Origin of the sequence: Variovorax paradoxus, from assembly GCF_009498455.1 — a bacterium.
In the GTDB taxonomy this organism is placed as follows: Bacteria; Pseudomonadota; Gammaproteobacteria; order Burkholderiales; family Burkholderiaceae_C; genus Variovorax; species Variovorax paradoxus_H.
The window spans coordinates 6,535,444-6,560,039 of sequence record NZ_CP045644.1; the positions used below are offsets into that span (position 1 = coordinate 6,535,444).

The 24,596-nt window shown below is 68.2% G+C and carries 25 protein-coding genes; 2 read left to right on the forward strand and 23 right to left on the reverse strand.

Annotation, left to right across the window (positions count from 1 at the left end):
* The first annotated feature begins 2 nt into the window (after positions 1–2).
* A complete protein-coding gene (locus GFK26_RS30305) occupies positions 3–1,418 on the forward strand; it encodes an ELWxxDGT repeat protein (RefSeq protein WP_153285222.1) in 1,416 nt (471 codons plus the stop codon).
* On the opposite strand, the gene GFK26_RS30310 is transcribed toward GFK26_RS30305, so the two are convergent.
* The 9 genes from GFK26_RS30310 to GFK26_RS30350 form a co-directional block, all read right to left on the reverse strand.
* Positions 1,399–2,331: an alpha/beta fold hydrolase gene (locus tag GFK26_RS30310; protein WP_153285223.1), complete on the reverse strand. Its 933-nt coding sequence runs from the start codon at positions 2,329–2,331 to the stop codon at positions 1,399–1,401. The genes GFK26_RS30305 and GFK26_RS30310 overlap by 20 nt on opposite strands.
* Before the next feature lie 14 nt (positions 2,332–2,345).
* Positions 2,346–3,515, reverse strand: coding sequence for a pyrroloquinoline quinone biosynthesis protein PqqE (gene pqqE, locus GFK26_RS30315; protein WP_153285224.1), 1,170 nt, complete (start codon positions 3,513–3,515; stop codon positions 2,346–2,348).
* Positions 3,493–3,762, reverse strand: a complete 270-nt coding sequence (pqqD, locus tag GFK26_RS30320) for a pyrroloquinoline quinone biosynthesis peptide chaperone PqqD (RefSeq protein ID WP_153285225.1) — start codon at positions 3,760–3,762, stop codon at positions 3,493–3,495. The genes pqqE and pqqD overlap by 23 nt, the downstream gene beginning before the upstream one ends.
* Positions 3,759–4,436: a pyrroloquinoline-quinone synthase PqqC gene (gene pqqC, locus GFK26_RS30325; RefSeq protein ID WP_416222578.1), complete on the reverse strand. Its 678-nt coding sequence runs from the start codon at positions 4,434–4,436 to the stop codon at positions 3,759–3,761. The genes pqqD and pqqC overlap by 4 nt, the downstream gene beginning before the upstream one ends.
* 73 nt (positions 4,437–4,509) lie before the next feature.
* Positions 4,510–5,430, reverse strand: a complete 921-nt coding sequence (gene pqqB / locus GFK26_RS30330) for a pyrroloquinoline quinone biosynthesis protein PqqB (protein WP_153285227.1) — start codon at positions 5,428–5,430, stop codon at positions 4,510–4,512.
* Positions 5,431–5,487: 57 nt separating this feature from the next.
* Positions 5,488–5,562 (reverse strand): pyrroloquinoline quinone precursor peptide PqqA, encoded by a 75-nt coding sequence (gene pqqA / locus GFK26_RS34730; RefSeq protein ID WP_013539171.1) that lies wholly within the window; start codon positions 5,560–5,562, stop codon positions 5,488–5,490.
* Positions 5,563–5,598: 36 nt separating this feature from the next.
* On the reverse strand, positions 5,599–7,824 hold the full coding sequence (locus tag GFK26_RS30340; protein WP_153285228.1) for a PQQ-binding-like beta-propeller repeat protein: 2,226 nt from the start codon (positions 7,822–7,824) through the stop codon (positions 5,599–5,601).
* A 91-nt stretch (positions 7,825–7,915) separates the two neighbouring features.
* The gene (locus GFK26_RS30345; protein WP_153285229.1) at positions 7,916–8,977 is read right to left on the reverse strand and encodes a ThuA domain-containing protein; all 1,062 of its coding nucleotides are present in this window, start codon (positions 8,975–8,977) and stop codon (positions 7,916–7,918) included.
* A 159-nt stretch (positions 8,978–9,136) separates the two neighbouring features.
* Positions 9,137–10,144 carry a TRAP transporter substrate-binding protein gene (locus GFK26_RS30350; protein ID WP_153285230.1) on the reverse strand — a complete coding sequence of 336 codons (1,008 nt, stop codon included), beginning with the start codon at positions 10,142–10,144 and terminating at the stop codon, positions 9,137–9,139.
* Between the two features lie 141 nt (positions 10,145–10,285).
* Between GFK26_RS30350 and GFK26_RS30355 the strand changes: the two genes are divergently transcribed.
* Positions 10,286–11,068 (forward strand): IclR family transcriptional regulator, encoded by a 783-nt coding sequence (locus tag GFK26_RS30355; RefSeq protein WP_153285231.1) that lies wholly within the window; start codon positions 10,286–10,288, stop codon positions 11,066–11,068.
* 110 nt (positions 11,069–11,178) lie between these two features.
* On the opposite strand, the gene GFK26_RS30360 is transcribed toward GFK26_RS30355, so the two are convergent.
* The 14 genes from GFK26_RS30360 to GFK26_RS30425 form a co-directional block, all read right to left on the reverse strand.
* Positions 11,179–11,892, reverse strand: coding sequence for a response regulator transcription factor (locus GFK26_RS30360; RefSeq protein ID WP_194273979.1), 714 nt, complete (start codon positions 11,890–11,892; stop codon positions 11,179–11,181).
* Between the two features lie 232 nt (positions 11,893–12,124).
* Positions 12,125–12,355, reverse strand: a complete 231-nt coding sequence (locus GFK26_RS30365; protein ID WP_153285233.1) for a hypothetical protein — start codon at positions 12,353–12,355, stop codon at positions 12,125–12,127.
* 74 nt (positions 12,356–12,429) lie between these two features.
* On the reverse strand, positions 12,430–13,293 hold the full coding sequence (locus GFK26_RS30370; RefSeq protein ID WP_153285234.1) for an intradiol ring-cleavage dioxygenase: 864 nt from the start codon (positions 13,291–13,293) through the stop codon (positions 12,430–12,432).
* Complete coding sequence (locus GFK26_RS30375; RefSeq protein WP_153285235.1) at positions 13,277–14,326, reverse strand: branched-chain amino acid ABC transporter permease; 1,050 nt, start codon at positions 14,324–14,326, stop codon at positions 13,277–13,279. The genes GFK26_RS30370 and GFK26_RS30375 overlap by 17 nt, the downstream gene beginning before the upstream one ends.
* 23 nt (positions 14,327–14,349) lie before the next feature.
* A complete protein-coding gene (locus GFK26_RS30380) occupies positions 14,350–15,213 on the reverse strand; it encodes a branched-chain amino acid ABC transporter permease (protein ID WP_153285236.1) in 864 nt (287 codons plus the stop codon).
* On the reverse strand, positions 15,206–15,931 hold the full coding sequence (locus GFK26_RS30385; RefSeq protein WP_153285237.1) for an ABC transporter ATP-binding protein: 726 nt from the start codon (positions 15,929–15,931) through the stop codon (positions 15,206–15,208). Before GFK26_RS30385 ends, GFK26_RS30380 begins: the two co-directional genes overlap by 8 nt.
* 157 nt (positions 15,932–16,088) lie before the next feature.
* Complete coding sequence (locus GFK26_RS30390) at positions 16,089–16,808, reverse strand: ABC transporter ATP-binding protein (RefSeq protein ID WP_153285238.1); 720 nt, start codon at positions 16,806–16,808, stop codon at positions 16,089–16,091.
* Between the two features lie 12 nt (positions 16,809–16,820).
* Complete coding sequence (locus GFK26_RS30395) at positions 16,821–18,074, reverse strand: ABC transporter substrate-binding protein (protein WP_153285239.1); 1,254 nt, start codon at positions 18,072–18,074, stop codon at positions 16,821–16,823.
* Positions 18,075–18,122: 48 nt separating this feature from the next.
* Complete coding sequence (locus GFK26_RS30400; protein ID WP_153285240.1) at positions 18,123–19,190, reverse strand: maleylacetate reductase; 1,068 nt, start codon at positions 19,188–19,190, stop codon at positions 18,123–18,125.
* A gap of 20 nt (positions 19,191–19,210) precedes the next feature.
* Positions 19,211–20,185, reverse strand: coding sequence for a tripartite tricarboxylate transporter substrate binding protein (locus GFK26_RS30405; protein ID WP_153285241.1), 975 nt, complete (start codon positions 20,183–20,185; stop codon positions 19,211–19,213).
* A 32-nt stretch (positions 20,186–20,217) separates the two neighbouring features.
* Positions 20,218–21,681: an aldehyde dehydrogenase family protein gene (locus GFK26_RS30410; protein WP_153286154.1), complete on the reverse strand. Its 1,464-nt coding sequence runs from the start codon at positions 21,679–21,681 to the stop codon at positions 20,218–20,220.
* Between the two features lie 157 nt (positions 21,682–21,838).
* Positions 21,839–22,846 carry a hydroxyquinol 1,2-dioxygenase gene (locus tag GFK26_RS30415; RefSeq protein ID WP_153285242.1) on the reverse strand — a complete coding sequence of 336 codons (1,008 nt, stop codon included), beginning with the start codon at positions 22,844–22,846 and terminating at the stop codon, positions 21,839–21,841.
* A gap of 27 nt (positions 22,847–22,873) precedes the next feature.
* On the reverse strand, positions 22,874–23,383 hold the full coding sequence (locus GFK26_RS30420; RefSeq protein WP_153285243.1) for a hydroxyquinol 1,2-dioxygenase: 510 nt from the start codon (positions 23,381–23,383) through the stop codon (positions 22,874–22,876).
* 156 nt (positions 23,384–23,539) lie between these two features.
* The gene (locus GFK26_RS30425; protein ID WP_153285244.1) at positions 23,540–24,490 is read right to left on the reverse strand and encodes a LysR family transcriptional regulator; all 951 of its coding nucleotides are present in this window, start codon (positions 24,488–24,490) and stop codon (positions 23,540–23,542) included.
* Positions 24,491–24,596 lie beyond the last annotated feature (106 nt).

Here is a 24,596-nt window from a genome sequence, read left to right on the forward strand (position 1 = left end):
CGATGCGCGCCCTCTGCCTCGCCGCGCTCGCGCTGTTCGCGAGCCTGCCCATCGCCGCCCAAGACCTTGCGCAAGACCCCGAGCGCGAGGTGCTGCCCGAGCAGCGTCAGCGGCTGGCCTTCATCGCGCCCTCCGGCCTCGCGCCGCTGAGAAGCGGCAAGGCGGTGTTCAGCGCCTTTCACGTGACGATCGGCCAGGAGCTGTGGGTCACCGACGGCAGCAACGCGGGCACCACGCTGCTGAAGGACATCCGCCCGGGCTTCCGCGGCTCGTTCCCCGCCGGACAGGTCGCGTTCAAAGGCCACGTCTACACCACGGCCACCGACGGCGCGAGCGGGCTCGAACTGTGGCGCACCGACGGCACCGCCGCCGGCACGGCGCAGGTGATCGACCTGCGCCCCGGCGGGGAAGGCGCGATGCCCAACGAGCTGACCGTGTTCCGCGACGCGCTCTACTTCGTGGCCGACGACGGCCAGACCGGCTTCCAGGTGTGGAAGACCACGGGCGATGCGAAGGGCACCACGCGCGTCTCCGCCGTCGACGCCGGGCCGCGCGCCCTCACCCGCCAGCTCACCGTGGCCGGGTCGCGCCTGTTCTTCACCGCGACCACGCGCACGCAGGGCCACGAGCTCTGGGTGACCGACGGCACGCCCGAGCACACGCGCCTCGTGAAAGACATCCGCCCGGGCCTGGAGGACGCGGGCATCCAGAACCTCACGGCCGTGGGCAACGACGTGTACTTCACCGCGCACGACGGCGAACACGGCGTCGAGCTGTGGAAGAGCGATGGCACCGAACACGGCACCCAGCTCGTGAAAGACTTGCGCCCCGGCGCCGCGCCCTCGCGGCCCGCGCATCTCGCGGCTGTGGGCCGCACGCTGTACTTCTCGGCCGACGACGGCGTGCACGGCATCGAGCTGTGGAAGACCGACGGCACCGCGAAGGGCTCGGTGCTGGTGAAGGACATCCGGCCGGGCCCGAGCGGCTCCGTGTCGAGCGCGATCGCCGTGATGGGCGGCAAGCTCTACTTCGCGGCGACCGACGGCGTGTCGGGCGCGGAGCTGTGGCGCAGCGACGGCTCGGCCGCGGGCACGGTGCGCGTGAAGGACATTGCACCGGGCGCGGAGAACGGCTCGCCGGCGCGCCTTGCCGTCATCGGCACGCGCCTGTGGTTTGCGGCGAACGGCGGCGGTGGCCGTGGCGTCGAGCCGTGGACCAGCGACGGCACGACGGCCGGCACGCGCGCCGTGGCCGACCTCGCCGCGGGCGAACGCCACGCCATGCCACTGGGCTTTCGTGCGCTCGGCGACGCGGTGCTCTTCGTCGCTGACGACGGCTATGGCAACGACCGACTGTGGTCCCATCGCAAGGACAAGGTGACGTTGATCGGCGACTCGCTCAAGGCGCGGCTGCGCTGATGCCGAAGGCCTGCGTGGCTGCGTAGTCACGCAAGGCCTGCTGCATGGCCGCCGCGATGGCCGGGTGCGTCGGATCGTGGCCCGCGGCCTGCGCCCACTGCAGCGGCGCGCCCAACACCTGCGCCAATGCCTGCGCGCCCTCGGGCGGACACAGCGCATCGTGCGTGCCATGCACGATCAGCGTGGGAACAGCAGGCAATGCGGCGCAGCGCTGCAGCAGCGTGGGCGCATCGAGCCAGCAGCCATGCCGCAAATAGTGGCTCTGCACGCGGTAACGCGCGACGAGCCGCGGCAGCATCGCCTCGTCGAGCGGCGGTGCGACACCGCCGGTGGCGAGGCGCTGTTCCCAGTCGAACCATTGACGCGTCAGCTCGCACTGCCGCGCCCAGGTGCCATGCGCGAAGACCTCGGCGATCGGCACCGTCACCGGGCACCGCCGTTGCTCGGCCTCGTCCCACAGCGCGCGCCATGCAGGGCCGTCGTGCTGCAGGGCGCCAGCGAAGAGCGCGAGGATGTCGCTCTCTCGCGCGAGGAACACGTTGCGCAGCAGCAGGCCCGCGACGGCCTCGGGTGCATCGAGCGCATGCATCAGCGCCAGCGTGGCGCCCCACGAGCCGCCCACCACCAGCCATCGGTCGATGCGCAGGTGCGCGCGCAGCAGCTTCAGATCAGCCAGAAGATCGGCGAGCGTGTTGTGTTCGATCGATCCTGCGGGGGTGCTGAGGCCCGAACCGCGCTGGTCGGGGCAGACGATGCGGTAGTGCGCCGGATCGAAGTCCCGGCGCAACAGCGGCGAGCAGCCCGAGCCCGGCCCGCCATGCAGCACCACCACGGGCAGGCCTGCGCGGTTGCCGTGCTCCTCGACATGCATCACATGCCCGCCGCCCAGAGGCAGGCGATGAGTGATCGTCATCGGCGCGTGCCTGCTCAAGCTGACGCGTTCGCGTCGGTGCGAAAGACGAGTTCGCCCGCGCGCCGTGCGCCCGGCACGAAGCGGATCGGCGTGCCGACGTCGCGCGGATCACCCGCCGCCTTGACCATCGCCTCGACCTCGTCATGCCGCGGACTCTTCGGGCACACCGGGTCCGTGGCCGCCGCGTCGCCGGTCAGCAGGAAGGCCTGGCAGCGACAGCCGCCGTGGTCCTTCTCCTTCTCGTCGCAGCTCTGGCAGGTGCTGCTCATCCAGCCCGTGCCGCGGTAGGCGCCGAAGGCCGGGCTCTCCTGCCAGATGCTGCGGATGCTGTGCTCGCGCACATTGGGAAAGTCGAGCCCGGGCAGCATGCGCGCGCTGTGGCACGGCAACGCCACGCCGTCGGGCGCGACCACGAGGAACACGCTGCCCCACCCCGCCATGCAGGGCTTGGGCTTGCCCTCGGCGTAGTCGGGCACGACCCAGAGGATCTTCATGCGGCCGTCCAGGCGCGGGCGATGGGTTTCGACCACCGCCTCGGCCGTGACCAGCATGTCGCGCGAGGGCATCAGCATCTCGCGGTTGCGCCAGGCCCAGCCGTAGTACTGCACGTTGGCGAGTTCGAGAAAGTCGGCTTCCATCGCCTCGGCCATCTCGATGATGCGGCCCACGTGCGGCAGGTTGTAGCGGTGCATCACGCAGTTCAGCACCATCGGGTAGCCGAGGTCCTTGATGGTGCGGGCCACGCGCTGCTTGAGGTCGAAGGTCTTCGTGGAGCTGAGGAAGTCGTTGAGCTCGCGGCTCGAATCCTGGAATGACAGCTGGATGTGGTCCAGCCCTGCTTGCTTCAACGTTTCGGCGCGCTGCGGCGTGAGGCCCACGCCCGAGGTGATCAGGTTGGTATAGAAGCCGAGCGCGTGCGCCGCCGCGACCAGCTCGGGCAGGTCGTCGCGCAGCAGCGGCTCGCCGCCCGAAAAGCCCAGCTGCACCGCACCCATTGCACGTGCCTCGCGGAACACGCGGATCCATTCGTCCGTGCCCAGCTCTTCGCGGTAGCGCGTGTAGTCGACCGGGTTGGAGCAGAAGGCGCAGTGCAGCGGACAGCGGTACGTCAGCTCGGCCAGCAGCCACAGCGGCGGCTTGGCCGCGACGCTGGACTGCAACTCAGCGGATCCAGTGGCGTCCATGGGCCTGCTCCAGAAATTCGAGCACGTCGGCATGCAGGTCGCTCTCGCCGAAGGTGTGCTCCAGGTCGGCCACGAGCGCGGCCACCGAAGTCTTGCCGTCGCAGCGCTGCAGGATCTCGGCCGCCGGCCCGTTGAGCTTGATCATGCCTTCGGGGAACAGCAGCACGTGGCACTGCTGCGCCTCTTCCCACTGCATGCGGTACATCGAGGTGAGCGCCGGCTGGGCATCGTCGGTCCATGCGGTCATGGCTGCTGTTCTTTCGGAAGGTCGTCGGGGTAGGCCTTCTCGATCGCGTCGAGCATGGCCCAGAGGATGTCGAGCTTGAAGCCCAGGATGTGCAGCGCGCGCTGCTGCCGCTCGCGCGTGGTGCACCACTGCATCGCCACTTCGAGGCCGTGCTCGACGTCGCGGTCGGCCAGCGGAATGCGGCTGCGAAAGTAGTCCAGGCCCGAGGTGTCGATCCACGGGTAGTGCGTGGGCCAGCCCGCGAGCCGGTCTTTATGGATGCGCGGCGCGAACATCTCGGTGAGCGACGAAATCACCGCCTCCTGCCACGGCGCCGTGCGCGCGAAGTTGACGTAGGCATCGACCGCGAAGCGCACGCCGGGCACGACGAGCGCGTGCGACTCGAGCACCTCGCGCGCCAGGCCCGTGGCAATGCCCAGCCGGGTCCAGATCTCGATGCCGCCCGCGTTGGCGCCTTCATGGTCGCCGTGCCCGTCGTGGTCGAGCATGCGCACCACCCAGCGCCGGCGCGTGGCGCGGTCGTCGCAGTTCGAAAGAACGGCCGCATCCTTCACCGGAATGCGGCACTGGTAGTAGAAGCGGTTCGCCACCCAGCCGCGCACTTGGAAAGGCTGCAGCTCGCCCGCATTGAGCCGGCGGTTGAAGGGATGGTGGCTGTGATAGCGCGACTCCATGGCGCGCAGCCTCGCTTCGAATTCCTGCGGGGACCATGGGTCTTGCTGCTCTTGTTTGTCTGCTGTCACGTGTTCAGATCTCCAGCGTCATGCCGTCGAACGCGACCTCGATGCCGCGCTGCACGAGCTGCGCGCGCTCCGGGCCGTCTTCGTCGAGGATGGGATTGCTGTTGTTGATGTGGATGAGCACCTTGCGTTGTGCAGCGCAGGCGTCGAGTGCTTTCAGCATGCCGGGGCCGTGCGGCCCATCGCACTGTGGCAGGTGGCCCATGTCGGCCGCGTGCTTCTTGCCGAGGCCGGCCGCCACCATTTCGTCCTCGGTCCAGAAGGTGCCGTCGACGAGCACGCAGTCGCAGGCGTCGAGGCTGCGGCGCTCGGCCTCGCCGACCTGCGCCAGGCCCGGCGCATAGAGCACGCGCTTGCCGGTGGCGGGGTCTTCGATGAGCACTGCGGCGTTCTCGCTGCGCGCCTCGGTCTGGCGGCGCGGCGAATACGGCGGCGCCTTGCCGGGCACGGGCAGCGCCTGCAGCCGCAGGCCGGCGATGTCGTGCCAGGCGCCACCGCCGGGCTCGAGCGACAACGGGTGCCAGGTCACGCCGCAGTAGCTGTCGAGCGTGCGCAGCAGCGGCAGGCTGCCGGTGAGGTCGTCGTGCGCCTCGGGCGTGCAGTACAGCTGCAGCCGCTGCCCTTCACGCAGGCTCAGCAGGCCTGCGACGTGGTCGATTTGAGAGTCCATCAGCACCACCGCCTCGATCGGCGAATGGCGCAGTCCGTGGCGCGGCCACAGGGCCGGCGAGGCGCGCAGTTGCGCGCCGAGGTCGGGGGACGCGTTCAGCAAGATCCAGCGTTCGCCATCGGCCGACACCGCAATCGAACTCTGCGTGCGGGGCGTGGCCCGCACCTGTCCGCTTCGCTGGCCGGCGCACAGGCGGCAATTGCAATTCCATTGAGGGAAGCCACCGCCCGCTCCCGAACCCAGCACCAGAATCTTCATGGGGGCCCAACAAAAAAACGGCACCGGCGCAAGGCCGGTGCCGTGTGGGGGCCGCGCTCAGCGCGCGGAAATGTACATCGTGATTTCGAAACCGAAACGCATTTCTTCAAACTCAGGCTTGCACCACTTCATCGCATTGCTCCTTCAGGGTTGGGGTTGAGGGACATTTCAATAAACGACGATCTTTCCCGTCGGGCGCGGGCTATGGCAGTCGTTGTAAAAGTATTCGCCCGGCGTGTCAAAGGTGTGGGTCTGCGACTGGCCCGGGGACAGCCTCAGATTGAACCTTCCTTCGAAGAACTGCGTGGCGCAATGGGTGTTGGCGTTGGTGGCCGGATTCGTGAAGGTCACGACGGTGTTCACCGGCACGCGCATGAAGGTCGGCGTCATCGCATTCACGGCCGTCGACTCGGTCGCGCCGGGTTCGTTCGTCGGCGTCTGCACGCGCGCCAGGAACACGGTGTTCGGGGTCGGCAGTGCCGCGCCCTCCACCGCCTGGCCCGACACGGGCCGCCGCACCATGGGCGGTGTCGGCGTGGCGGCCGCGGTCACCGCGCCGCCGACCTTGAAGGCCCACAGCCGGTCGCCGCGCGGTGCCGAGTCGCCGTACGGAATGCCCGTGCCGCCCGAGAACACCGCGATGTACTGCTCGCCGTCGATCTCGTAGGAGACCGGGCTCGCGCTGATCGCCGCGCCGGTCTGGAAGCGCCACAGCTCGGTGCCGTCCTGCGCATCGAGCGCCAGCAGGTTGCCGTCGGGCTGGCCGATGAACAGCAGGTCGGAGGCCGTGCTCAGGATGCCGTTGCCGTGCGCCACCGAGTACGGCAGCGGCTTCTTCCACTTGACGAGGTTGGTGCTCGGGTCGACCGCCACGACCGCGCCGGTCATGTAGGTGCCCGGCGGACGCAGGCCGTTGCTCGACTCGCTGAGCGAGTGCGCCGCCGACACGTAGCCCATGCCCGTGTAGACCAGGCCCGTGCGCTGGCTGAACGACTGGTGGTTCCAGTTGGCACCGCCGCCGTGGCCCGGGATGGAGAGGATCGGCACGTCCCAGTGCGCGTCGTACAGGCAGCCCTTGGTGTAGTTGGGCACCGCGCGGTTCGGGTCGCCCGGAATCGCCGTGCCCAGCGGCTGGTCGACGATGCAGGTCTCAGTCCAGGCGCCCTGGCGCGGCAGAGGCTGCGTGGGCCAGCTGGCCTGGCGGGCGTCCTGCTTCACGGGCACTTCGTCGATGCCCAGCGGCGCGCTGCCGTCCTTGCGATCGAGGATGTAGTACATGCCCGTCTTGCTGCCGTAGATGACGACCTTGCGGTCCTTGCCGTCGATCTTCACGTCGGCGAGCACGGGCGACATCACGTTGTCCATGTCCCAGATGTCGTGGTGCACCGACTGGAAGTGCCACTTGTACTCGCCGGTCTTGAGGTCGAGCGCGACGATGGAGTTGGCGAACAGGTTCTGGCCCGGACGGCTGCTGCCGTTCTGCGACGAACCGCCGCGCACGTTGCCGAAGGTCCAGTACACCAGGCCCAGCTCGGGATCGACGGCGGGATGGATCCACGGCGTCGCGCCGGTGCGGTCGCTCTCGGGTGCGCCGCCCCAGGTGTCGTAGCCCAGCTCGCCCGCGCGGGGCACGCCCCAGAACGTGGTCAGCACCTTGCCGGTGAGCGCGTCGGCCGAGAACGCGGCGCCGCGGTTGCCGTCGTTGGTGCCCAGGTAGAGGCGCTTGTCGTGATAGACCAGCGCGACCTTCTGCAGCGCGCCCTTGTAGTCGGGGTCGGTGCTGCTGGTCGGGTACTGCTTGATCCACTCCACGGCGCCGGTGTCGGTGCGCAATGCCACGAGGCGGTTGCCGGTGGCGACGGTGAACACCAGGCCCAGGTCCTTCGCGACGGCCACGCCGCGGCGCGTGATGCCGCCGTAGGGCGTGGTCCACTTCCACTTCGTGACGCCGGTCTTGCCGTCCACTGCGACCACGTTGCCCAGCGCCGACTCGATGTAGAGCACGCCGTCGACGACGACGGTGGTGCTCTGGTTGTTGCCGGTGGTCATGCCGCCTTCGATCGGGTTGACCCAGGCGCCGCCGAGTTGCGTGACGAGGCCCTTGTTGATCTTGCGCAGGCTCGAATAGTTCTGGTTGCCCAGGTTGCCGCCGACCTTCGGAAAGTCCTTGTCGCCGGCGGTGCAGCAGTCCGACAGATCGGACGCAGGCGCGGCGGCGGCCGGTGGCGATGCAGGCGGTGCGCTGGCAGACGGTGGCGGCGGGGCGGGCGCTGGCACCACAGGCAGCACGGGCGTGCCGCCACCGCCGCTGGAGCCGCCGCAGGCGGTGATCAGCAACGGCGATGCGAGCACGCCGCACGAGATCAGCAGCGTGACCAATGATTTTTTCTTCATGGATGTCTCTACTCGGTGAACGTTGGAACAGGGGTGTTCGAAACGACCGGTGGCGCGCGCATGGCGCGGCACCGGCCCCGGGAGGTCGTGCTTATTCAGTGGTGCAGAAAGGTGTCAGGCCCATGGCCGACTTCACGCCTTGCACGACGAGCTTCTGGAACTCGATGGCGCCCACGCCCGACAGGTCGGCGGTGAACGAATGCGCGTTGTGCCCGAGGGTCGTGAGCCATGCGCGGCCGCCGTCGTAGTACTGGCACCACGCGACCGGATGGAAGTCGGCGTGGCCGGGATGCGGCGCGGAGGTGAGCGGCTTCAGCGTCGAGGTGTCGACCTTGGCCAGGAACTTCACCTTCGTCGGGAAGGGCATCAGGTTGTACCACTCGTCCTGGAACGAGAAGCGCTTGGGCACGTCCTTGGTCGAAGGGTCGTCCGAGACGATCTCGACGTCGCCCGCGCGGTTGGGTCCGTGGTTGTAGAAGTTCGCGTTGCCCAGCAGGCCTTCGTAGTACGGCCAGTTGTATTCGGCGCCGAAGGCGTTGTGCAGGCCGACAAAGCCGCCGCCGCGGCGCATGTAGTTGCGCAGCGCGGTGCGCGCGGCGTCCTGGCTGGTGCTCACGGCGCCGTTCCACAAGGTGTCGCGGTTCGAACTTGCGAAGATGATCGCCTTGTAGTTGTTGATGCGGCTGCTCAGCACCGACACGTCCTCGGTCCAGTCGACCGTGATGCCCTCGGCCGACAGCATGCGCAGCAAGCCCGCCTGCATCACGTTGTCGGTGTTCATCGTCGGGTTCAGCCCGGCCGCCATCGGCGTGCCGAGCACGGCATGGCGCGGTCCCGCGGTGCGCGAGTAGATCAGCACGCGGTCGGGCGTGCTGGCGAAAGCGCCCCAGTCGTTGTAGCACTTGGGGTTGGTGCCGCGGCACACGTTGTAGTACGCGTCGAAGCTGTCGTCGACCTCCGCCACCGGTTCGGTGGGCGGCGGCACTTCGTCGGTCGGTGCGGGCGGCGGTGCCGATGCAGCGGGCGCGGGCGCCACGGGCAGGAACGGCAAGGCCGCGCCGCCGCCGCCGTCGCCTCCACCGCAGGCAGTCAATGCCAGCGCGAGCGCGGCGGCCGATGCAAGTCCGAAGGGAAAGGATCTGGAATGTTTCAACGGAGTCTCCTCTTGGTGGTCAATGGCGGAATCGGACGGGCGCACGCGCCCAGCACGTGTCGCTGCGCCGCGGGTGGCGGCAGGCGCAGACGTGGGAGTGACGGAAATTGCCGGCGGGACCGAAGAAGGAATTCGTCGTCCGCCGTGGGTGGGGACGCGCTACTTGCGGATGCGCGCGAGCTCGTCGTTGTAGAGCTTGACGATGGCGGGGTCGTACTGGGCGGCGAACTTGTCGATGACGGGCTTGGCGATGTCGCGCATGCGCTTCTGCTCGGCGGCGCTGAGTTCGTTGAACTGCGCGCCCTTGGCCTGCAGGTCGCCCACGGCCTTCTGCGCCGCAGCGCGGCTCACCTGCCGCTGGTAACCGCGTGCCTCGTTGGCCGCGTCGTTCATCATCTTCTGCTCGGCCGGCGTGAGCGAGTCCCAGAACTTCTTGCTCACCAGCACGATGTTGGCGGCGTAAACGTGGTTCGTGGCGCTCACGAACTTCTGCACTTCATAGAACTTGTTCGACAGGATCACCGCATACGGGTTCTCCTGGCCATCGACCGCCTTGGCTTCGAGGGCGCCGTACAGCTCGGCAAAAGGCATCGGCACCGGGTTGGCCTTGAAGGCCTTGAAGGTCTCCAGGAACACGGGGTTGGGGATCACGCGGATCTTCAAACCTTCGAGGTCTTCAGGTTTGGTGATCGGGCGCTTGCTGTTCGTGACGTTGCGAAAGCCCAGGTCCCAGTAGCCCAGAGCGACGAGGCCCTTCTCAGGGAGCTTGGCGATCAATGCTTGGCCGAGCGGACCATCGAGCAGTGCATCGGCCTGCGCGAAGTTGTTGACCGAGAAGGGAAAGTCGACGAGGCCGAATTCCTTGACGATGCCCGCGAGCGATGTGGTCGCCGGCGCCGACATCTGCTGCACGCCGCCCTGCAGCGCCGACTGCTGCTGCATCTCGTTGCCCAGCTGCGAGGCGGGGAACTCCTGCACCTTCATCTTGCCGCCGCTCTTGGCCGAGAGCAGCTCGGCAAAGCGCTTGACGCCGAAGCTCACGGGATGGTCGGCGTTGTTGAGGTGGCCGAAGCGGATCACGCGCTCCTGCTGCGCCTGCGCAACGGCAGGAACGACCAGGGCGAGGGCGAGGCCGGCGGTGGCCAGCGAGCGGTAAAGCGTTCTCAAAGTTGTTCTCCAGCTTGCGATGTGAGCGATCCATGCCGGGGCGCCAAGAAGCGCCTCCGACCCCAGACGGCGCGATCTTATCGATTTAGTGGAAAATCTTTCTACTAGTGAAAACACTTGGCAAAATGCTAGAGTCGTCTCATGACAGCCATACTCGAACGCAGCTTCAAAGTGCTCGAACACCTCTCCGGCCACCCCGAAGGCCGCGCGCTTTCCGCGCTGTCTGCCGAGCTGGAAATGCCCTTGAGCGCCACCCATCGCCTGTTGAGCGAACTGGTGCGCTGCGGCTACGTGCGGCAAGACCAGAGCCATGGCGACTACATGCTGACCATCAAGCTGGTGTCGCTGGGCCTGAGCTTCCTGAGCAACAGCGGCATCGTCGATGTGGCGCAACCGCTGCTCGACCGGCTCGCGGTCGAATCGGGCGAGCTGGTGCGGCTGGCGGTGGTCGACGGCGACGAACTCACCTTCGTCGCGAAGGCGCAAGGCGCCACGCGCGGGCTGCGCTACGACCCGGACATGGGCCTGTCGGTGAACCTCTCGTGCAGCTCCGCGGGCCACGCGTGGCTGTCGACCATGACGGACGAACAGGCGCTGCAACTCGTCGCGAAGCAGGGCTTCGGCCAGCCGGAAGACTTCGGCCCGAAGGCGCCGACCACCATGAAGGCGCTGCTCGTGTTCTTGCGTGCCACACGCAAGCGCGGCTTCTCGATGATCAACGAGGTGTTCTCCCCCGCCATGACTGCCATGGCCGCGCCGGTGCGCGGTGCGCACGGCGGCGTGATCGGCGTCATCACCATCGCGGGGCCGCTGGTACGGCTCACGGAAGAACGCATGCTCGCGCTGGGCCCGCAGCTGCTGGCCGCGGCGGACGACGTGGCGCGGGCCAGCGGCGCGTCCGCGCTGTTCAAGCGCAGGGCCTGAAGGCCCGCCGGGTCGTCAGTCGACCTTCACCTGAAACAGCACGAAGCCCGTGCCGCCTGCGGGCTGAACGGCGGCGCAGGCCACCATCGCGGCAGGGGGCCGGTGCGTCATCACTCCCTGCGTCGGTCGTGCGCGCGCTCCAGCGTGTAGCCCACCCCGTAGAGCGAGCGCACCCGGAATTCGTCGCCCACGATCAATCCCAGCTTCCTGCGCACGCGGGACACCAGGGCGTCCAGCGAACGGCTGGCGCTCGGCTCTCCGCCGCCGCGGGGCCCCTGTGGCATTTGCTGGCGCGACACCGGTGTGCCGAGATAGCGCACCAGCAGGCGGGCAATCTCGAATTCGCTGGGCGTCATGATGGTTTCGCGGCTCGCGTACTCGACCGCCAAACGGCTGCGTACGAGCTGGAACCCGTAGAGGCTCCGCGGCTCGACGTTCCTCCGCAAGGACTTCCGGCCGCACAGCGCCGACACCCGCGCCACGACCTCTTCGGGGCTCCAGGGACTCACAAGGAAATCGTCGATGTCGAACAACGACACGCGCGACGCATCCAGCACGGCCCGTGAGCGGGTCAGCACAACCACCGGCACCGTCGCCGAACGGCTGGCGCCGATGCCGAACAGGATTTCCGGCAGCGCGCACGCCATCGCCTCGCCCATCAGCAGGAACAGCCCGACGCCTGGCATCGACGCGGCCTCCATCAGATCTTCCTCGTTCACGACACACAACGGGCTGTAGCCGACGTCCTTCAACCGGCTTCGCAGCCAGTCGATCTCTTCGTCGGAATCCGTCAGCACCACCACGCGACCGTTTTTCTGTTCCACCCTGCCCACCATCGATTCCCTTTTCATCGCGCCATGCCGCTCGCCATGGAGTGGAATGTATTAACGTTTGTGGACAGTCGACAGGGAAAAGTGCCGTTATTGACCAACGGAAACAGGTAGGCCCCTTCTTTTGTCATCATGTGCAAACAAACGCACACTTATGAAGCCCGGCCCCATCGGCACGAAGCGACGCAATCTCGAATCAGCCTTCCATTCCACGAAGGCCGAGCCTTCAAGCGCTCGTGGAAGTGCCTTCCGACGCCTTTGCCGCCTTGCGCGCAGACAGCCTTTCGAGCAGCCCGACAAGCCAGCACATCGGGCAGCCGCGCAGCAGCAGCAAGGCGCCGATGAGCGCCGGCGGTGCGATCCAGGGATGGGCGGACGACAGCAGCACGGCCAGCGCGATGAGCGCCAGGGCTCCGGCGCCGCGAAGCAGATGCCAGGTGATGGAAACGGGACACATGGTGCAGGGCTCCTTGGGGATGGACACCTGACATGGAGGCGGCGAAACGCCGAAACGGTTCGGTCGCAGGCCCCTCAACCCGCGGCCGGCTCGAGCACGAACGCGAAGTCCAGCGTGTGGAACGGCCCGTCCTGCACGCTGCCGTCGGGCGCGCGGCCCGGGGCATGCGTCGCGAAGTCGCCGATCAGCGAGCTGCGCACGCCGAACACCGCATCGCTGTCGAGGTACGCATCGCCCTCGCGGAAGACGTGCGTGATGAGCGTCTCGTAGCCCGGCGCCTGCACCATGAAGTGCACATGCGCGGGCCGCCACGGATGCCGCCGGGTCGCGCGCAGCATCGCGCCCACCGGCCCGTCGGTGGGAATCGGATAGGCCACCGGCGCCACGCCGCGAAACCACAGCCGCCCTTCGGCGTTCGTGCGGAAGACCGCCCGCCCCTGCGCGTGATCGCCGGGCCGCTGCACGTCGTAGAAGCCTTCGGCATCGGCCTCCCACACATCGACCACCGCATCGGCGATGGGCTCGCCATCGCGCCCGCGCACCGTGGCTTCCACGAACAGCGGCTCGCCCACCGCCCCAGCGGCGATGTCGCTGCCCAGCGGCAGCTGCGGCGCATCGGCCACATGGAAGGGGCCGAACACGGTGGCCTCGGTGGCCTGCGGGCTCTTCGCGTGGTTCATCGCCACCGTGAGCATCGACAGGCCCAGGGTGTCCGACAGCAGGATGAACTCCTGGCGCTGTGCGTCGCACTTCTGGCCCGTGGCGGTGAGGAAGTCGATGCCGGCGGCCCACTCGGCCTCGGTCAGTTTCACCTCGCGCGCAAAGTCGTGCAGGTGGCGCACGAGCGCCGACAGCACTTCCTTCAGCCGCGCGTCCTCGCACCCGGCCATGCGGTCGATCACCGCGGCGGTAATGGTGTGTTCATCGATGTTGCGCATGGGCGTCGGGCTCCAGGTCGGAAGAAGAAGGCGCGTGCGGCCGCGTCATCAGGCGCCGCTGCGTCGGGAACAGGGACCAGGCCCAGCGCTGCTGCGCCCAGCCCCACAGCCCCTGCTTGAAGAAGAGTGTGACCACGATGGCCAGCAGCCCGAGCCCGAGCAGGTACCAGGTGCCGTAGTCGCTGAAGAACTTGTTCAGCGCCCAGAACACGAGCGCGCCCACCAGCGGCCCTTCGATGCGGCCGATGCCGCCGATCACCACCATGAAGATCGCGAAGGCCGTCCAGTTCGGCGCAAAGGCCGCGTCGGGGCTGATGCGCAGGTTGCCCACGAAATAGAGCGCCCCCGCCAGCCCGGCGCCGAAGGCCGCCACCACATACACCGCAAGCTTCATGCGCGCCACCGGAATGCCCTGCGATTCGGCGGCCATCTCGTTGTCGCGAATCGCCAGCAGCGCCAGCCCGAAGCGGCTACGCAAAAACAGGTAGACCAGCGACACCGCCGCCACCACGCAGCCCAGCGCCATCCAGTAGGTGACGCTCTCGCGCGTGGCGCGCTCGATGCCGCGCAGCGCCGTGAGCGTGGTGCCCGAGCCGCCGCCCACCACCGACACGTTGGCAAAGCTGAGCCGGAACACCTCGGCGATCACCCAGGTGCCGATGGCGAAGTAGCCGCCCGACAGCCGGAACGCCACGAAGGACACCGGCACCGCGATCAGCGCAGCGGCCAGTGCGCCGAGCGGAATCGCCACGAACGGATTCACGCCCGCGAAGTTGCCGAGCATCAGCATCACGTAGCCGCCGAAGCCGAAGAAGGCCTGCTGCCCGATGCTGACCATGCCGCCGTAGCCGGCGAGCAGGTTCCACATCATCGCGAAGATGAAGTAGCAGGCGATCTCGACGAACTCGCGCATCCAGCTCGGCTCGCCCCAGAACGGAAGGCTGGCCGCCAGGACCACGAGCGCGCTCGCCACCCACAACGCCCAGCGGCTCGCAGCGGTGCTGCACCTCACCTCGAAATATGTGTTCGCCATGATCGTTTCAATGGTTTCGGGCCTCAGCCACGGGTCTTCGGAAACAGTCCCTGCGGCCGCAGCACCAGCACCGCGAGGAACACGAGATGGCCGAACCAGATGCCCCAGCCCGGGTCGATGCGAAAACCGATCTGCTGCGCGATGCCCAAAATCATGGCGCCGGCCAGCGTGCCCCAGAACGAGCCCATGCCGCCGATGATCACGGCCTCGAAGGCGAACAGCAGCAGCAGCGGACCGTCCGACGGCGACACCGTGGTGCGCATGCCCTGCAGCGCACCGGCGATGGCGATGAGCACGAAGGCGATGCCCGTGGCCAGCGCGTAGACCTGCTTGGCCTTCAGGCCCATCAGCTCGGCGATCTCGCGGTCGTCGGACACCGCGCGGAAGGTGCGGCCCAGCGGCGTGCGCGCGAACATCCACTGCATCGCCGCGGTGGCCGCCACCGCGACCGCCAGGATCACCAGCGGCAGCGCCCCCAGCGCCAGCGCATCGCCCAGCGGCACCGACGCGGTGGCCAGCGCACCGACCGCGATGGCGCGCGGGTCGGCCGAGAACAGCTCCAGCAGCAGGTTCTGGATCACGATCGACAGGCCGAAGGTCACGACCAGCGAAGGCAGCGGGTCCTTGCCCAGCGTGCCGTTGAGCACGTGGCGCTGCAGCAGGTAGCCGAAGCCGAAGGCCAGCGGAAGCACCGCGAGCACCACCAGCCACGGCACCGACGCGCCGGTCATCGAGACGCCGGCGATCACCGCGAAGGCGCCCAGGATGATGAAGTCGCCCTGCGCGGTGTTGGTCAGCCGCATGACGCCGAACATCAGCGACTGGCCGAGCGCGAACAGCGTGTAGAGGCCGCCGAGCAGCACGCCCTGGAGCAGGGTTTCAAGCATGGGAGTCCTCGATGCCGACGCTGCCGAAATAGGCCTGCGAAATCTGCTCGGCCGTGAGTTCGTCCGAGCGCCCCGTCAGCGACACGCGCCCGTCCTGGAAGCAGTACACGCGCTGCGACACCTGCCGCGCCATGCGCACGTCCTGCTCCACGATCACGACCGTCATGCCCTCCCCCGTGATGGCCGGCATGGCCGCGTAGATTTCGCGGATGACGACCGGCGCCAGGCCGAGCGACAGCTCGTCGCACAGCAGCAGCTCGGGGTTGCTCATGAGCGCGCGGCCCAGCGCCACCATCTGCTGCTGCCCGCCCGACAGCGAGGTGGCGGGCTGGCGCCGCTTCTCGGCCAGGATCGGGAACAGGCCGTACAGGCGCTGCAGGTTCCACGGCCCCGCGCGGCGCGGCGTGGCGCCCATCAGCAGGTTCTCTTCCACGCTCAGGCTCGGAAACAGGCGCCGGCCTTCCGGCACCATCGCCAGGCCGCGCCGCACGATATCGCCGGGCGGCAGGCCACCGATGGGGTCGCCCTTGAAACGGATCGCTTCAGAGGGCGCGCGCAGCAGGCCCGTGAGGCTTTTCAGGAAGGTCGACTTGCCCGCGCCATTGGCGCCGATGATCGCCACCAGCTCGCCGGCCGAGAGCGTGAAGTCGATGCCGAACAGCGCCTGCGCATCGCCGTAGAAGGCCTGCAGGGCGTGGGTGTCGAGCAGTGCGGTCATGGTCTTTTCTCCCTCCCCTCTTACTCCCTCTCCCTCTGGGAGAGGGTTGGGGTGAGGGCTGGCGGCGATGGCAAGGCACACGGCGATTCAAAGGCCGATGCCCTCACCCTGGCCCTCTCCCAGAGGGAGAGGGAAAAACACGGGGGCGCAACGTGGTTCATGCCTCGATCCCCATGTACACCCGCCGCACCTCCGGGTCATTCATCACCGCGCGCGGCGCGCCTTCCGCGAGCTGCTGCCCGAAGTTGATGACGAACAGCCGGTCGGCCAGCGACAGCAGCGCATGCACCACGTGCTCGATCCAGATCATGGTCACGCCGCGCGCCTTGATGCGCTTGAGTTCCTCCACCAGCACGGCCGCCTCGGGCTCGGTGAGCCCGCCCGCGATCTCGTCGAGCAGCAGCAGGCGCGGCTTGGTCGCGAGCGCGCGCGCCAGCTCCAGCCGCTTGCGGTCGAGCAGCGTGAGCCCGCCGGCCGGCTTGTTGGCGTGTGGCGCCAGGCCGGTCTGGCCCAGCACCTCGTGCGCTGTTTCCCACGCCTCGCGCTCGGACTGCTGGCCGCCGAAGCAGGCGGCGGTGACGAGGTTCTCGAACACGCTCATGTGGCCGAAGGGCTGCGGCACCTGGTAGCTGCGGCCGATGCCGGCGCGACAGCGCTGGTGCGGGCGCAGCCGCGTCACGTCGCGGCCCGCGTATTCCACGCGGCCGGCATCGACGCGCGCGTCGCCCGAGATCAGGTTGAACAGCGTGGTCTTTCCCGCGCCGTTGGGCCCGAGGATGCCCAGCGTCTCGCCCTCTGTCACCGACAGCGTGATGCCGTCGGTGACCTTGAGCGCCCCGAAGGACTTGCTCACCCCATGCAATGCGAGCAGCGTCATGGCAGCGGTCACTCAGAGCAGGCGCAGCGCGCCGCCGGTGGGAATCGCTTTCGCGGCCTCGTTGTTCACCAGCGTCAGCTCCACCTTGCGCTGCTTTCCCTTGCCCCATTGGCCGAGCACCAGCGGCGTCTTGCTGACGTTCTTGAACGGCCCCTGGCCGCCCCACTTCACGGGGCCGACCACGGAGTTGATCGAGGTCGCGGCCACGGCGTCGCGCACGTCGCCGGCCTTCAGCGACTTGGCACGCGACAGCGCGTTCGCCGCCACCTCGAACAAGGCATGCGCAAAGCCGATGGGTTGTGTCCACTGCTTCTTCGTGCCGGCCTCGTAGGCCTCGGCCAGCGCCTTGGCGCTTTGCTGCGTGAGGCTGGAGCTGAACGGATGCGACGGGCTCCACCACACCTCGGTCGAGAGCCCGTCGCCCAGTTCGCCCAGTGCCTCGATGGCGCCGGGGAACAGCAGCGCCTTGCCGAGCGTGATCACCTTGGGCTTGAAGCCCTGCTGCCGCGCCTGCGTGAGAAAGGTCTTGGCGTCGGGCGGAATCACCACGCCGGTGACGATCTCGACGTTGTCGCGCTTGAAGGCCGCGATCTGCGCGCTGAAGTCCTGCGTGCCGTTCTGGAAACGACCGGGATCGGTGAGCGTGAAGCCCATCTGCGCGAGCGGCTTCGGAAAGCCCAGCTCCTTGTCGCCCCAGGCGTTGCCGTCGCCGTCGTTGGGGAACAGCCCACCGACCTTCTTGTTGGTGGCCACGGTCTTCCAGCCGGCGGTGAAGGTGGCAATGACGTCCTCGAGCCCCCAGAACACGTGGTAGGTCCAGTTGAAGCCCTTCGCGGGGTCGCCCTTGCGGCCGAAGAACCACGGCTGCCACGGCACCACGCTGGAGATGCACGGCACTTCGTTGAGTTCGCAGGCATCGCTCACCGGGTTGGCGGTCTCGGGCGTGCCGGCCGTGAGCACGAGCGCGACCTTGTCCTTCAGGATCAGGTCGTTCGCCACCTCGCCCGCGCGGTTGGGGTTCGACTGGCTGTCCTTCAGCACGATCTGCACGGCGTACTTCTTGCCGCCCACAGAGATGCCCTCCTTGAAGGCGACCTTCATCTGCTCGATCACCCATTTGTCGGCCTCGCCGAAGGGCGCGAGCGGCCCGGTCTGCGGCGACACGTAGCCGATCTTGAGCGTATCGGCGGCGAACACCAGCGGCGTGGCGCCCGAGGCCACGAGTGCGGCGGTGGCCTGCGTGAACTGTCTGCGGTTGAATGTCATGGCTGTCTCCTTCGTTGTTCGTGTGTGTCTCTGCGCCCGCGCCGTGGGCTAACCCGGCGGCTCGCCGTCGAAGGCGCGTTGCAGCAGCGCGCGGATCGCATCGCGCTCGGCCGGGCCGAAGGGCCGCGGGTTCCAGTAGGGGTTGGCGACGGCGATGTCGGCCGCGCGGTCGAGGTCGGCAGCGCGCATGCCGATGTCCTTCAGCGCCACCGGCGCGCCGTTGTCGCGTGCCAGCGCATGGACCGCCGCCGGCGCCGACACGCCGCCGAGCGCGCGTGCAATGCGCGCCATGGCGCGCGGCGCGGCCTGCGCGTTGAACGCGAGCGCGTGCGGCAGTACCACCGTGTGCACCTCCGCGTGCGGCAGGTTGAAGCTGCCGCCCAGCGTGTGGCACAGCTTGTGGTGCAGGGCCATGCCGACCGCGCCGAGCACGCCGCCGCAGAGCCAGGCGCCGTAGAGCGCGTCGGAGCGTGCGGCCAGGTCATCGGGCTGGATGCGGATGGCCGGCAGCGCGCGTGCGAGTGCGGCAATGCCCTCCTCGGCCATCAGGTCCATCACCGGGTTGCTGTCTTGCGCGTACAGGCCTTCGGCTGCGTGCGCGATGGCGTTGATGCCGCTCGTCACGCTCAGGCCCACGGGCAGCGTGCGCGACAGCTCGGGGTCGTAGATCACGGTGCGCGGCAGCACGCGCGGGTCCTTGCCGGTCTTCTTCAGGCCGTTCTCGGTGAGGCCGTAGATCGGCGTCATCTCGCTGCCCGCGTAGGTGGTGGGAATGGCGACGATCGGCAGCCCGGACTCCAGCGCGATGGCCTTGCCCAGCCCCGTGGTGGAGCCGCCGCCCAGCGCCACGGCGCAGTCGGCGCCGAGCTGGCGCGCCAGGTCACGCGCTTCACGCGCCGTCTCGACGGGCACATGCATCACCGCGCGGTCGAACAGGCCGGCCGCCTGCGCACCGAGCGACGCCGCCACGCGCTCGGCCTGCGGGCGCTGCTCGGGCGTGCAGAGCACCAGCGCCCGCTTCGCGCCCAGTGCATCGATCTCGCGCGCCAGGTGGCGCAGCGAGCCGACGCCGAAGACCACGCGCTGCGGATGGGTGGTGTGGATGAAGTCATGCATCGCGTGCACTTTCTTTCTGGCTACTCGAGGCTCAGCCGGCGATCGCGCACCAGCCGGCCCCACTTGTCCTGCTCGGTGCGCAGCACGGCGGCGAACTGCTCGGGCGTGTTGGCGATGCCCGTCAGGCCCTGTTCGCGCAGCCGCTGCTGGAAAGCGGGTTCGGTCACGATCTTGCGCACCTCGGCCTGCAGCCGGTCGACCACGGCGCGCGGCGTGCCGGCCGGGGCCAGCAGGCCGACCCAGGAGTTCACCTCGAAGCCGGGGTAGCCGCTCTCGGCCACGGTCGGCACGTCGGCATAGGCGGGCACGCGCTGCGCGCCGGTCTGGGCCAGGGCGCGCAGCCGGCCCGCGTTGACATGCGGCTGGGCCAGCACGGCCGAGAGAAACATCATCTCGACCTGTCCGCCCAACAGGTCCTGCTGGGCCGGACCACCGCCGCGGTAAGGGATGTGCGTGACGAAGGTGCCGCTCACCGCCTTGAAATACTCGGCCGTGAGGTGGTTGCTCGAGCCCGGTCCGACGCTGGCGTAGTTGAGGCGCCCCGGCTGGGCCTTGAGCTGGCCGACGAAGCGCACGAAGTCCCTGGCCTCGACCTTCGGATTGACCACCAGCACCAGCGGGTTGCTCGCCACCTGCGTCACGGGCTGCAGGTCTTTGGCGATGTCGAAGCTCAGCTTGGGATAGACCAGCGGATAGGTCGCGTAGCTGTCGAACACCATCAGCAGCGTGTGGCCGTCGGGCGCCGCGCGGGCCACCTCGGCGCCGGCCAGCGTGCCGCCGGCGCCGCTGCGGTTGTCGACGATCACCGTCTGGCCGAGCGCGGCCTGCAGACGCGGCTGCAACTGCCGCGCGACCGTGTCGACGATGCCGCCCGGCGGAAAGCCGACGACCAGCCGCACGGGCTTGGAAGGCCAGGCCGGCGTCTGCGCTTGTGCAGCCATTCCGAACAGCAAGGTGCAGGCGACCAGGGCCCGGGAAAGGATCGAGAAGGACATCGTGTGCGCCCGTGGGTTGATAGAGGAAAAACTCAGCGCACGAAGTGCGGCGGGATCTGCGCGTCGACGTTGACCCACACGCTCTTGACCTGCGTGTACTCGCGCATGGCGTCGAAGCCCATCTCACGGCCGTAGCCGCTCTGGCCCACGCCGCCGAAGGGCGAGCCGGGGTTCACGCGCTTGTAGCTGTTGATCCAGACCATGCCGGCGTGCAGGTCGCGCGCCACCTTGTGGGCGCGCTGCAGGTTGTTCGTCCACAGGCCGCTGCCCAGGCCGTAGTCGGTGCCGTTGGCGATCTGCATCGCCTCTTCGTCGGTCTTGAAGGTGAGCACGGTGACGAAAGGGCCGAACACTTCTTCCTGCGCCACGCGGTCCTGGTAGGACTTCGCACGCACCACGGTCGGCGCCACGTAGCAGCCCTGCGCCAGGTCGCCGCCCGGCGAGGTGCCGCCGGCCAAGACCTCGCCGCCCTGTTGCTGCGCCACCTCGACGTAGCTCAGCACGCGATCGCGGTGCTGGGCACTCGTGAGCGGGCCCATCTCGGTGTTCTCGTCGAGCGGATTGCCCAGGCGGATGGATTGCGCCAGCGGAATGAACTGCTCGAGAAACGCATCGGCGATCTTCTCGTGCAGCATCAACCGCGAACCCGCGATGCAGGCCTGCCCCTGGTTGTGAAAGATGGCCCACGCGCTGCCGTTCACGGCGGCCCGCAGGTTCGCGTCCTCGAACACGATGTTGGGGCCCTTGCCGCCGAGCTCGAGCTGCACCTTCTTCAGGTTGCCCGCGCTGGCCTGCACGATGCGCCGGCCGGTGGCGGTGCTGCCGGTGAAGGCGATCTTGGCGATCTCGGGATGCTCGGCGATGTACTGGCCCGCCACGCTGCCCAGGCCCGGCAGCATGTTGACCACACCGGGCGGCACGCCGGCCTCGGCCATCAGCTCGGCGATGCGCAGCGAGCTGAGCGGCGTGATCTCGGCCGGCTTCATCACGATGCAGTTGCCGGCCGCGAGCGCGGGCGCCATCTTCCAGCTCGTGAACATGAGCGGAAAGTTCCACGGCACGATCTGCCCGACGATGCCGACGGGCTCGCGCAGCGTGTAGTTGAGAAATCCCTCTTCCACCGGAATGGTCTCGCCCTGGAACTTGTCGGCCATGCCGCCGAAGTAGCGGAAGCACGCGGCGGTGCGCGGCACGTCGAGCCGGCGCGAGTCGCGGATCGGGTGGCCGGTGTCGAGCGATTCGAGCCGCGCGAGTTCTTCGCCGTTGGCCTCGATGAGGTCGGCGAGTTTCAACAGGATGCGGCCACGGTCGGCGGCGGCCATGCGGCTCCACTTCGGGAACGCACGCTTCGCGGCGGCCACGGCCTTGTCGACGTCGGCCTTGCCGGCCAGCGCGACCTGGGCGATGGGCGTGTTGTCGTGCGGGTTCAGCGTGGCGAGGGTCTCGCCGGATTCGGCGTCGACGAAGCGGCCGTCGATGAAGAGTTGGTGGCGGATGGGCGTGCGCAGGCCTGCCTGAGCGGCGATGTCATTGGGCTTCATGTTTTTGCATTCCTCCCCCTCCCCTTGGGGAGAGGGTTGGGGTGAGGGAGCGACGGTGGCTCGAACACCACCCTCACCCCAGCCCTCTCCCGCACGCGGGAGAGGGGGCCATTCAGAACTGGACCGGAATCTCCGGGCTCTCGCCCTTCTGGATCTCGAAGACCAGGCTCGGCGAGCCGTTCTCCCACACCAGCAGCATCGAGCGCTTCGGGCTGAAGCCCTGGTGGCGGCAGTAGGCGGGCATGGCGGCCATGTCGCCGGCTTTCATGATCACGCGGGCCATGGGCTTGCCGGTGTTCTTGTCGCCGCAGTCCCAGTGGATCTCGTCGGTCATCTGGAAGAACCACTCGACGCGGTCGTTGCCGTGAATGATCGGCAGGATGTGCTCCTCGGTCGTCGGGCACATGTAGCTGTGCTTCACCACCGAAGTGAAGCTCGGGTTCCACGTCACCTGCGAACGGCTCAAAAAGCCGAAGAGGTTGAAGGCGTGCACCTCGTTCTCGAAGCCGGGCTCGGGGTGCAGCTCGGGCTGGGCCTGCGGCACGTCGGCGAAGGCGCGGTTGATGGGTGCGCCGCGTTCGTCGCTGCGCAAATCGAGGTCGCCCTTCAGGCCCACGCAGCGCTTGGCCAGCTCGCGCGCCCGGGTGATCTTGGCGGTGTTGTTGCCGCTCTTGCGGCCGTAGGCCGAGCCAGTTTCCTGCGGCGCGGCGAACGGGTCGAAGCTCTCGTTGGTCCAGTCGTCGAGCATGGCCTCGAAGGTGGCGCGGATCTGCGCGGTGGGGAAGTTCTCGAGCAGGTCGATGCCCGCGTCCTTCATGGTGCCGTTGAAGCTGCCGGCGTACAGGTCGACCGAGTCGTAGTGGTTGATGGTGCCGAACACGTTGTCGAAGTTGACCCAGCCATAGAAGAAGCCCCAGGCCACGTCGCGCATCAGCGCGCGCAGGTAGCTGCCGGCGTCCATGGTGTGGCTCATGGGCCGCCCGTCACGGGTCTTCCAGGTGATGTGGGCAAAGTACTCGTCGCGGCGAAAGCCGAAGCTGCCGAGCGAAAAATCCTTGTAGCCGAGCGTGGCGTCGGGCTGCGATGCGAGGACCTTGGCGAGTTCTGCGGGTGCGTTCATGGTGTGGCTCCTGGATGGCGGGTGCGTTCAGTGCGTCTGGCAGATGTCGGCCCACTTCTCTACCGAGAGGTCGCCCTTGCAGGTCTGCAGCACGATCACGCCGGGATCGCCGGCCACGCGGAACTGGTAGGCCGTGTTCTTCGGCAGCAGGCCCTGGTGGCCGCGCGAGAGCTTCATCCAGCCCATCTTCTTGCCCTGGGGTTCGCCCTTCACAAGCACGGCGCCGTTCTTCTCGGTGTCGGCCACGGCCTGGGCCGCATCGAGCTGCACGAGGTGCACTTCGACCTCGCCGTCCATCACCAGCGCGAACTCGTCGTGTGCGCTCGTGTACCAGGGCGAGGTGCCTTCGGCGCGCAGCGTTTCCAGCACGTAGATCTGGTTCTGGCCGAACACGACCTTCTCGTAGGGCTTGCTGATGCTGGCGATCTCGAAGCAGTTGGAGAACGCGTAGTGGCGCACGTCGTCGTCGATCGGCTCGACGTGGCCTTTCTCGAAATGCTTGAGGGACCCGAAGCGGGTCTGGTATGCGACGGTCATGGGTGTCTCCTGAAGTGCCGACGGTGCAGCGTGGCGGCTGCGATGTGTGCACTGTAGGAAACGAAGGGCCACAGCGGTAGGCCCGAAACGCGGGCCGCATTGTTCGGCAAATCCGTTCAATGCACAGGGTTTACCCCGGAACGGAGCGCGTTCGCGTCAGGCGTCCCAGATCAGGCCCGGCGGCAGCAGGCCGCGTTCGATCATGGCCGCGTCCCACGGCGGCACCTTCGAGAACGCATGGGTCAGGTGCTCGATGAACAGCCGCAGCTTGAACGCATTGCGCGAGGTGCCCGCGTACACCGCGCTCAGCGAGAACGACGACAGCTGGTGCGCCGGCAGCACCACTTCCAGGTCGCCGCGCAGGATCGCCTCGCCGGCCACCAGCGTCGGCAGGCAGACGATGCCGGCGTGCTCCATGGCGTACTCGCGCAGCAGGTGGACGCTGTTGGTGAGCAGCGCGGCGCTCATGTACATCGTGACGTGCTCACCGGCGTGGTGAAAGGTCCAGCGGTCGCGCGTGGGGTAGCCGGAGTACAGGCCGAGCGTGTGCTTGTGCAGCTCGCGCGGGCTCGCGGGCCGGCCGTGCGCGCCCAGGTACTCGGGCGTGGCGCAGAACACGCGGCGCACCGGGAACAACGGGCGCGACACCAGCTCGGTCGAGGCCGCCGGAAAGATCTGCAGCGCGCAGTCGACCCCCGCCTTCACCGGATCGACCACCGCGTCGCTCACGATGAGCTCGAGGTGGATGTCCGGAAAACTCACCTGGAAGGCCCGCAGCAGCGTGGCGAAATGCCCCAGCACGAAGCCGGTGAGCGCATGCACGCGCAGCGTGCCGGTCGGCCCGTCCTTGGCGTCGCGCATCTGGTCCATGATGTCGTTCGCCCGGCCGACCAGCTCCACGCAGTCGCGCAGGAAGGCCTGCCCCACGTCGCTGAGCCGGACCACGCGCGTGCTGCGGTGGAACAGCGGCGCGCCGACATGGTCTTCGAGCTGCTTCACGCGGCTGGTCACCACCGACTTCGACACCCGCAACTGGCGCGCGGCCTCGGCAAAACTCTGGGTCTGCGCGACCCGCACGAAGGTCTCTATGTTCTCGAGGCGGTCCATGGGGCATGCACTGTAGCGGGTCCGCGGCGGCGGCCGGTCGGCCGCACGGGTGTGAAGTACTGCGCAATCCCGCAGAGAGATTGACTGCGCCCCTCTCAATTCGCTC

Bases quoted from the DNA above. Each gene is read 5' to 3' on its own strand.
- GFK26_RS30305 (WP_153285222.1), top strand. From the start codon at position 3: ATGCGCGCCCTCTGCCTCGCCGCGCTCGCGCTGTTCGCGAGCCTGCCC.
- GFK26_RS30310 (WP_153285223.1), bottom strand. From the start codon at position 2,331: ATGACGATCACTCATCGCCTGCCTCTGGGCGGCGGGCATGTGATGCAT.
- pqqE (WP_153285224.1), bottom strand. From the start codon at position 3,515: ATGGACGCCACTGGATCCGCTGAGTTGCAGTCCAGCGTCGCGGCCAAG.
- pqqD (WP_153285225.1), bottom strand. From the start codon at position 3,762: ATGACCGCATGGACCGACGATGCCCAGCCGGCGCTCACCTCGATGTAC.
- pqqC (WP_416222578.1), bottom strand. From the start codon at position 4,436: ATGGAGTCGCGCTATCACAGCCACCATCCCTTCAACCGCCGGCTCAAT.
- pqqB (WP_153285227.1), bottom strand. From the start codon at position 5,430: ATGAAGATTCTGGTGCTGGGTTCGGGAGCGGGCGGTGGCTTCCCTCAA.
- GFK26_RS30340 (WP_153285228.1), bottom strand. From the start codon at position 7,824: ATGAAGAAAAAATCATTGGTCACGCTGCTGATCTCGTGCGGCGTGCTC.
- GFK26_RS30355 (WP_153285231.1), top strand. From the start codon at position 10,286: ATGACAGCCATACTCGAACGCAGCTTCAAAGTGCTCGAACACCTCTCC.
- GFK26_RS30365 (WP_153285233.1), bottom strand. From the start codon at position 12,355: ATGTGTCCCGTTTCCATCACCTGGCATCTGCTTCGCGGCGCCGGAGCC.
- GFK26_RS30370 (WP_153285234.1), bottom strand. From the start codon at position 13,293: ATGCGCAACATCGATGAACACACCATTACCGCCGCGGTGATCGACCGC.
- GFK26_RS30375 (WP_153285235.1), bottom strand. From the start codon at position 14,326: ATGGCGAACACATATTTCGAGGTGAGGTGCAGCACCGCTGCGAGCCGC.
- GFK26_RS30380 (WP_153285236.1), bottom strand. From the start codon at position 15,213: ATGCTTGAAACCCTGCTCCAGGGCGTGCTGCTCGGCGGCCTCTACACG.
- GFK26_RS30385 (WP_153285237.1), bottom strand. From the start codon at position 15,931: ATGACCGCACTGCTCGACACCCACGCCCTGCAGGCCTTCTACGGCGAT.
- GFK26_RS30390 (WP_153285238.1), bottom strand. From the start codon at position 16,808: ATGACGCTGCTCGCATTGCATGGGGTGAGCAAGTCCTTCGGGGCGCTC.
- GFK26_RS30395 (WP_153285239.1), bottom strand. From the start codon at position 18,074: ATGACATTCAACCGCAGACAGTTCACGCAGGCCACCGCCGCACTCGTG.
- GFK26_RS30400 (WP_153285240.1), bottom strand. From the start codon at position 19,190: ATGCATGACTTCATCCACACCACCCATCCGCAGCGCGTGGTCTTCGGC.
- GFK26_RS30405 (WP_153285241.1), bottom strand. From the start codon at position 20,185: ATGTCCTTCTCGATCCTTTCCCGGGCCCTGGTCGCCTGCACCTTGCTG.
- GFK26_RS30415 (WP_153285242.1), bottom strand. From the start codon at position 22,846: ATGAACGCACCCGCAGAACTCGCCAAGGTCCTCGCATCGCAGCCCGAC.
- GFK26_RS30420 (WP_153285243.1), bottom strand. From the start codon at position 23,383: ATGACCGTCGCATACCAGACCCGCTTCGGGTCCCTCAAGCATTTCGAG.
- GFK26_RS30425 (WP_153285244.1), bottom strand. From the start codon at position 24,490: ATGGACCGCCTCGAGAACATAGAGACCTTCGTGCGGGTCGCGCAGACC.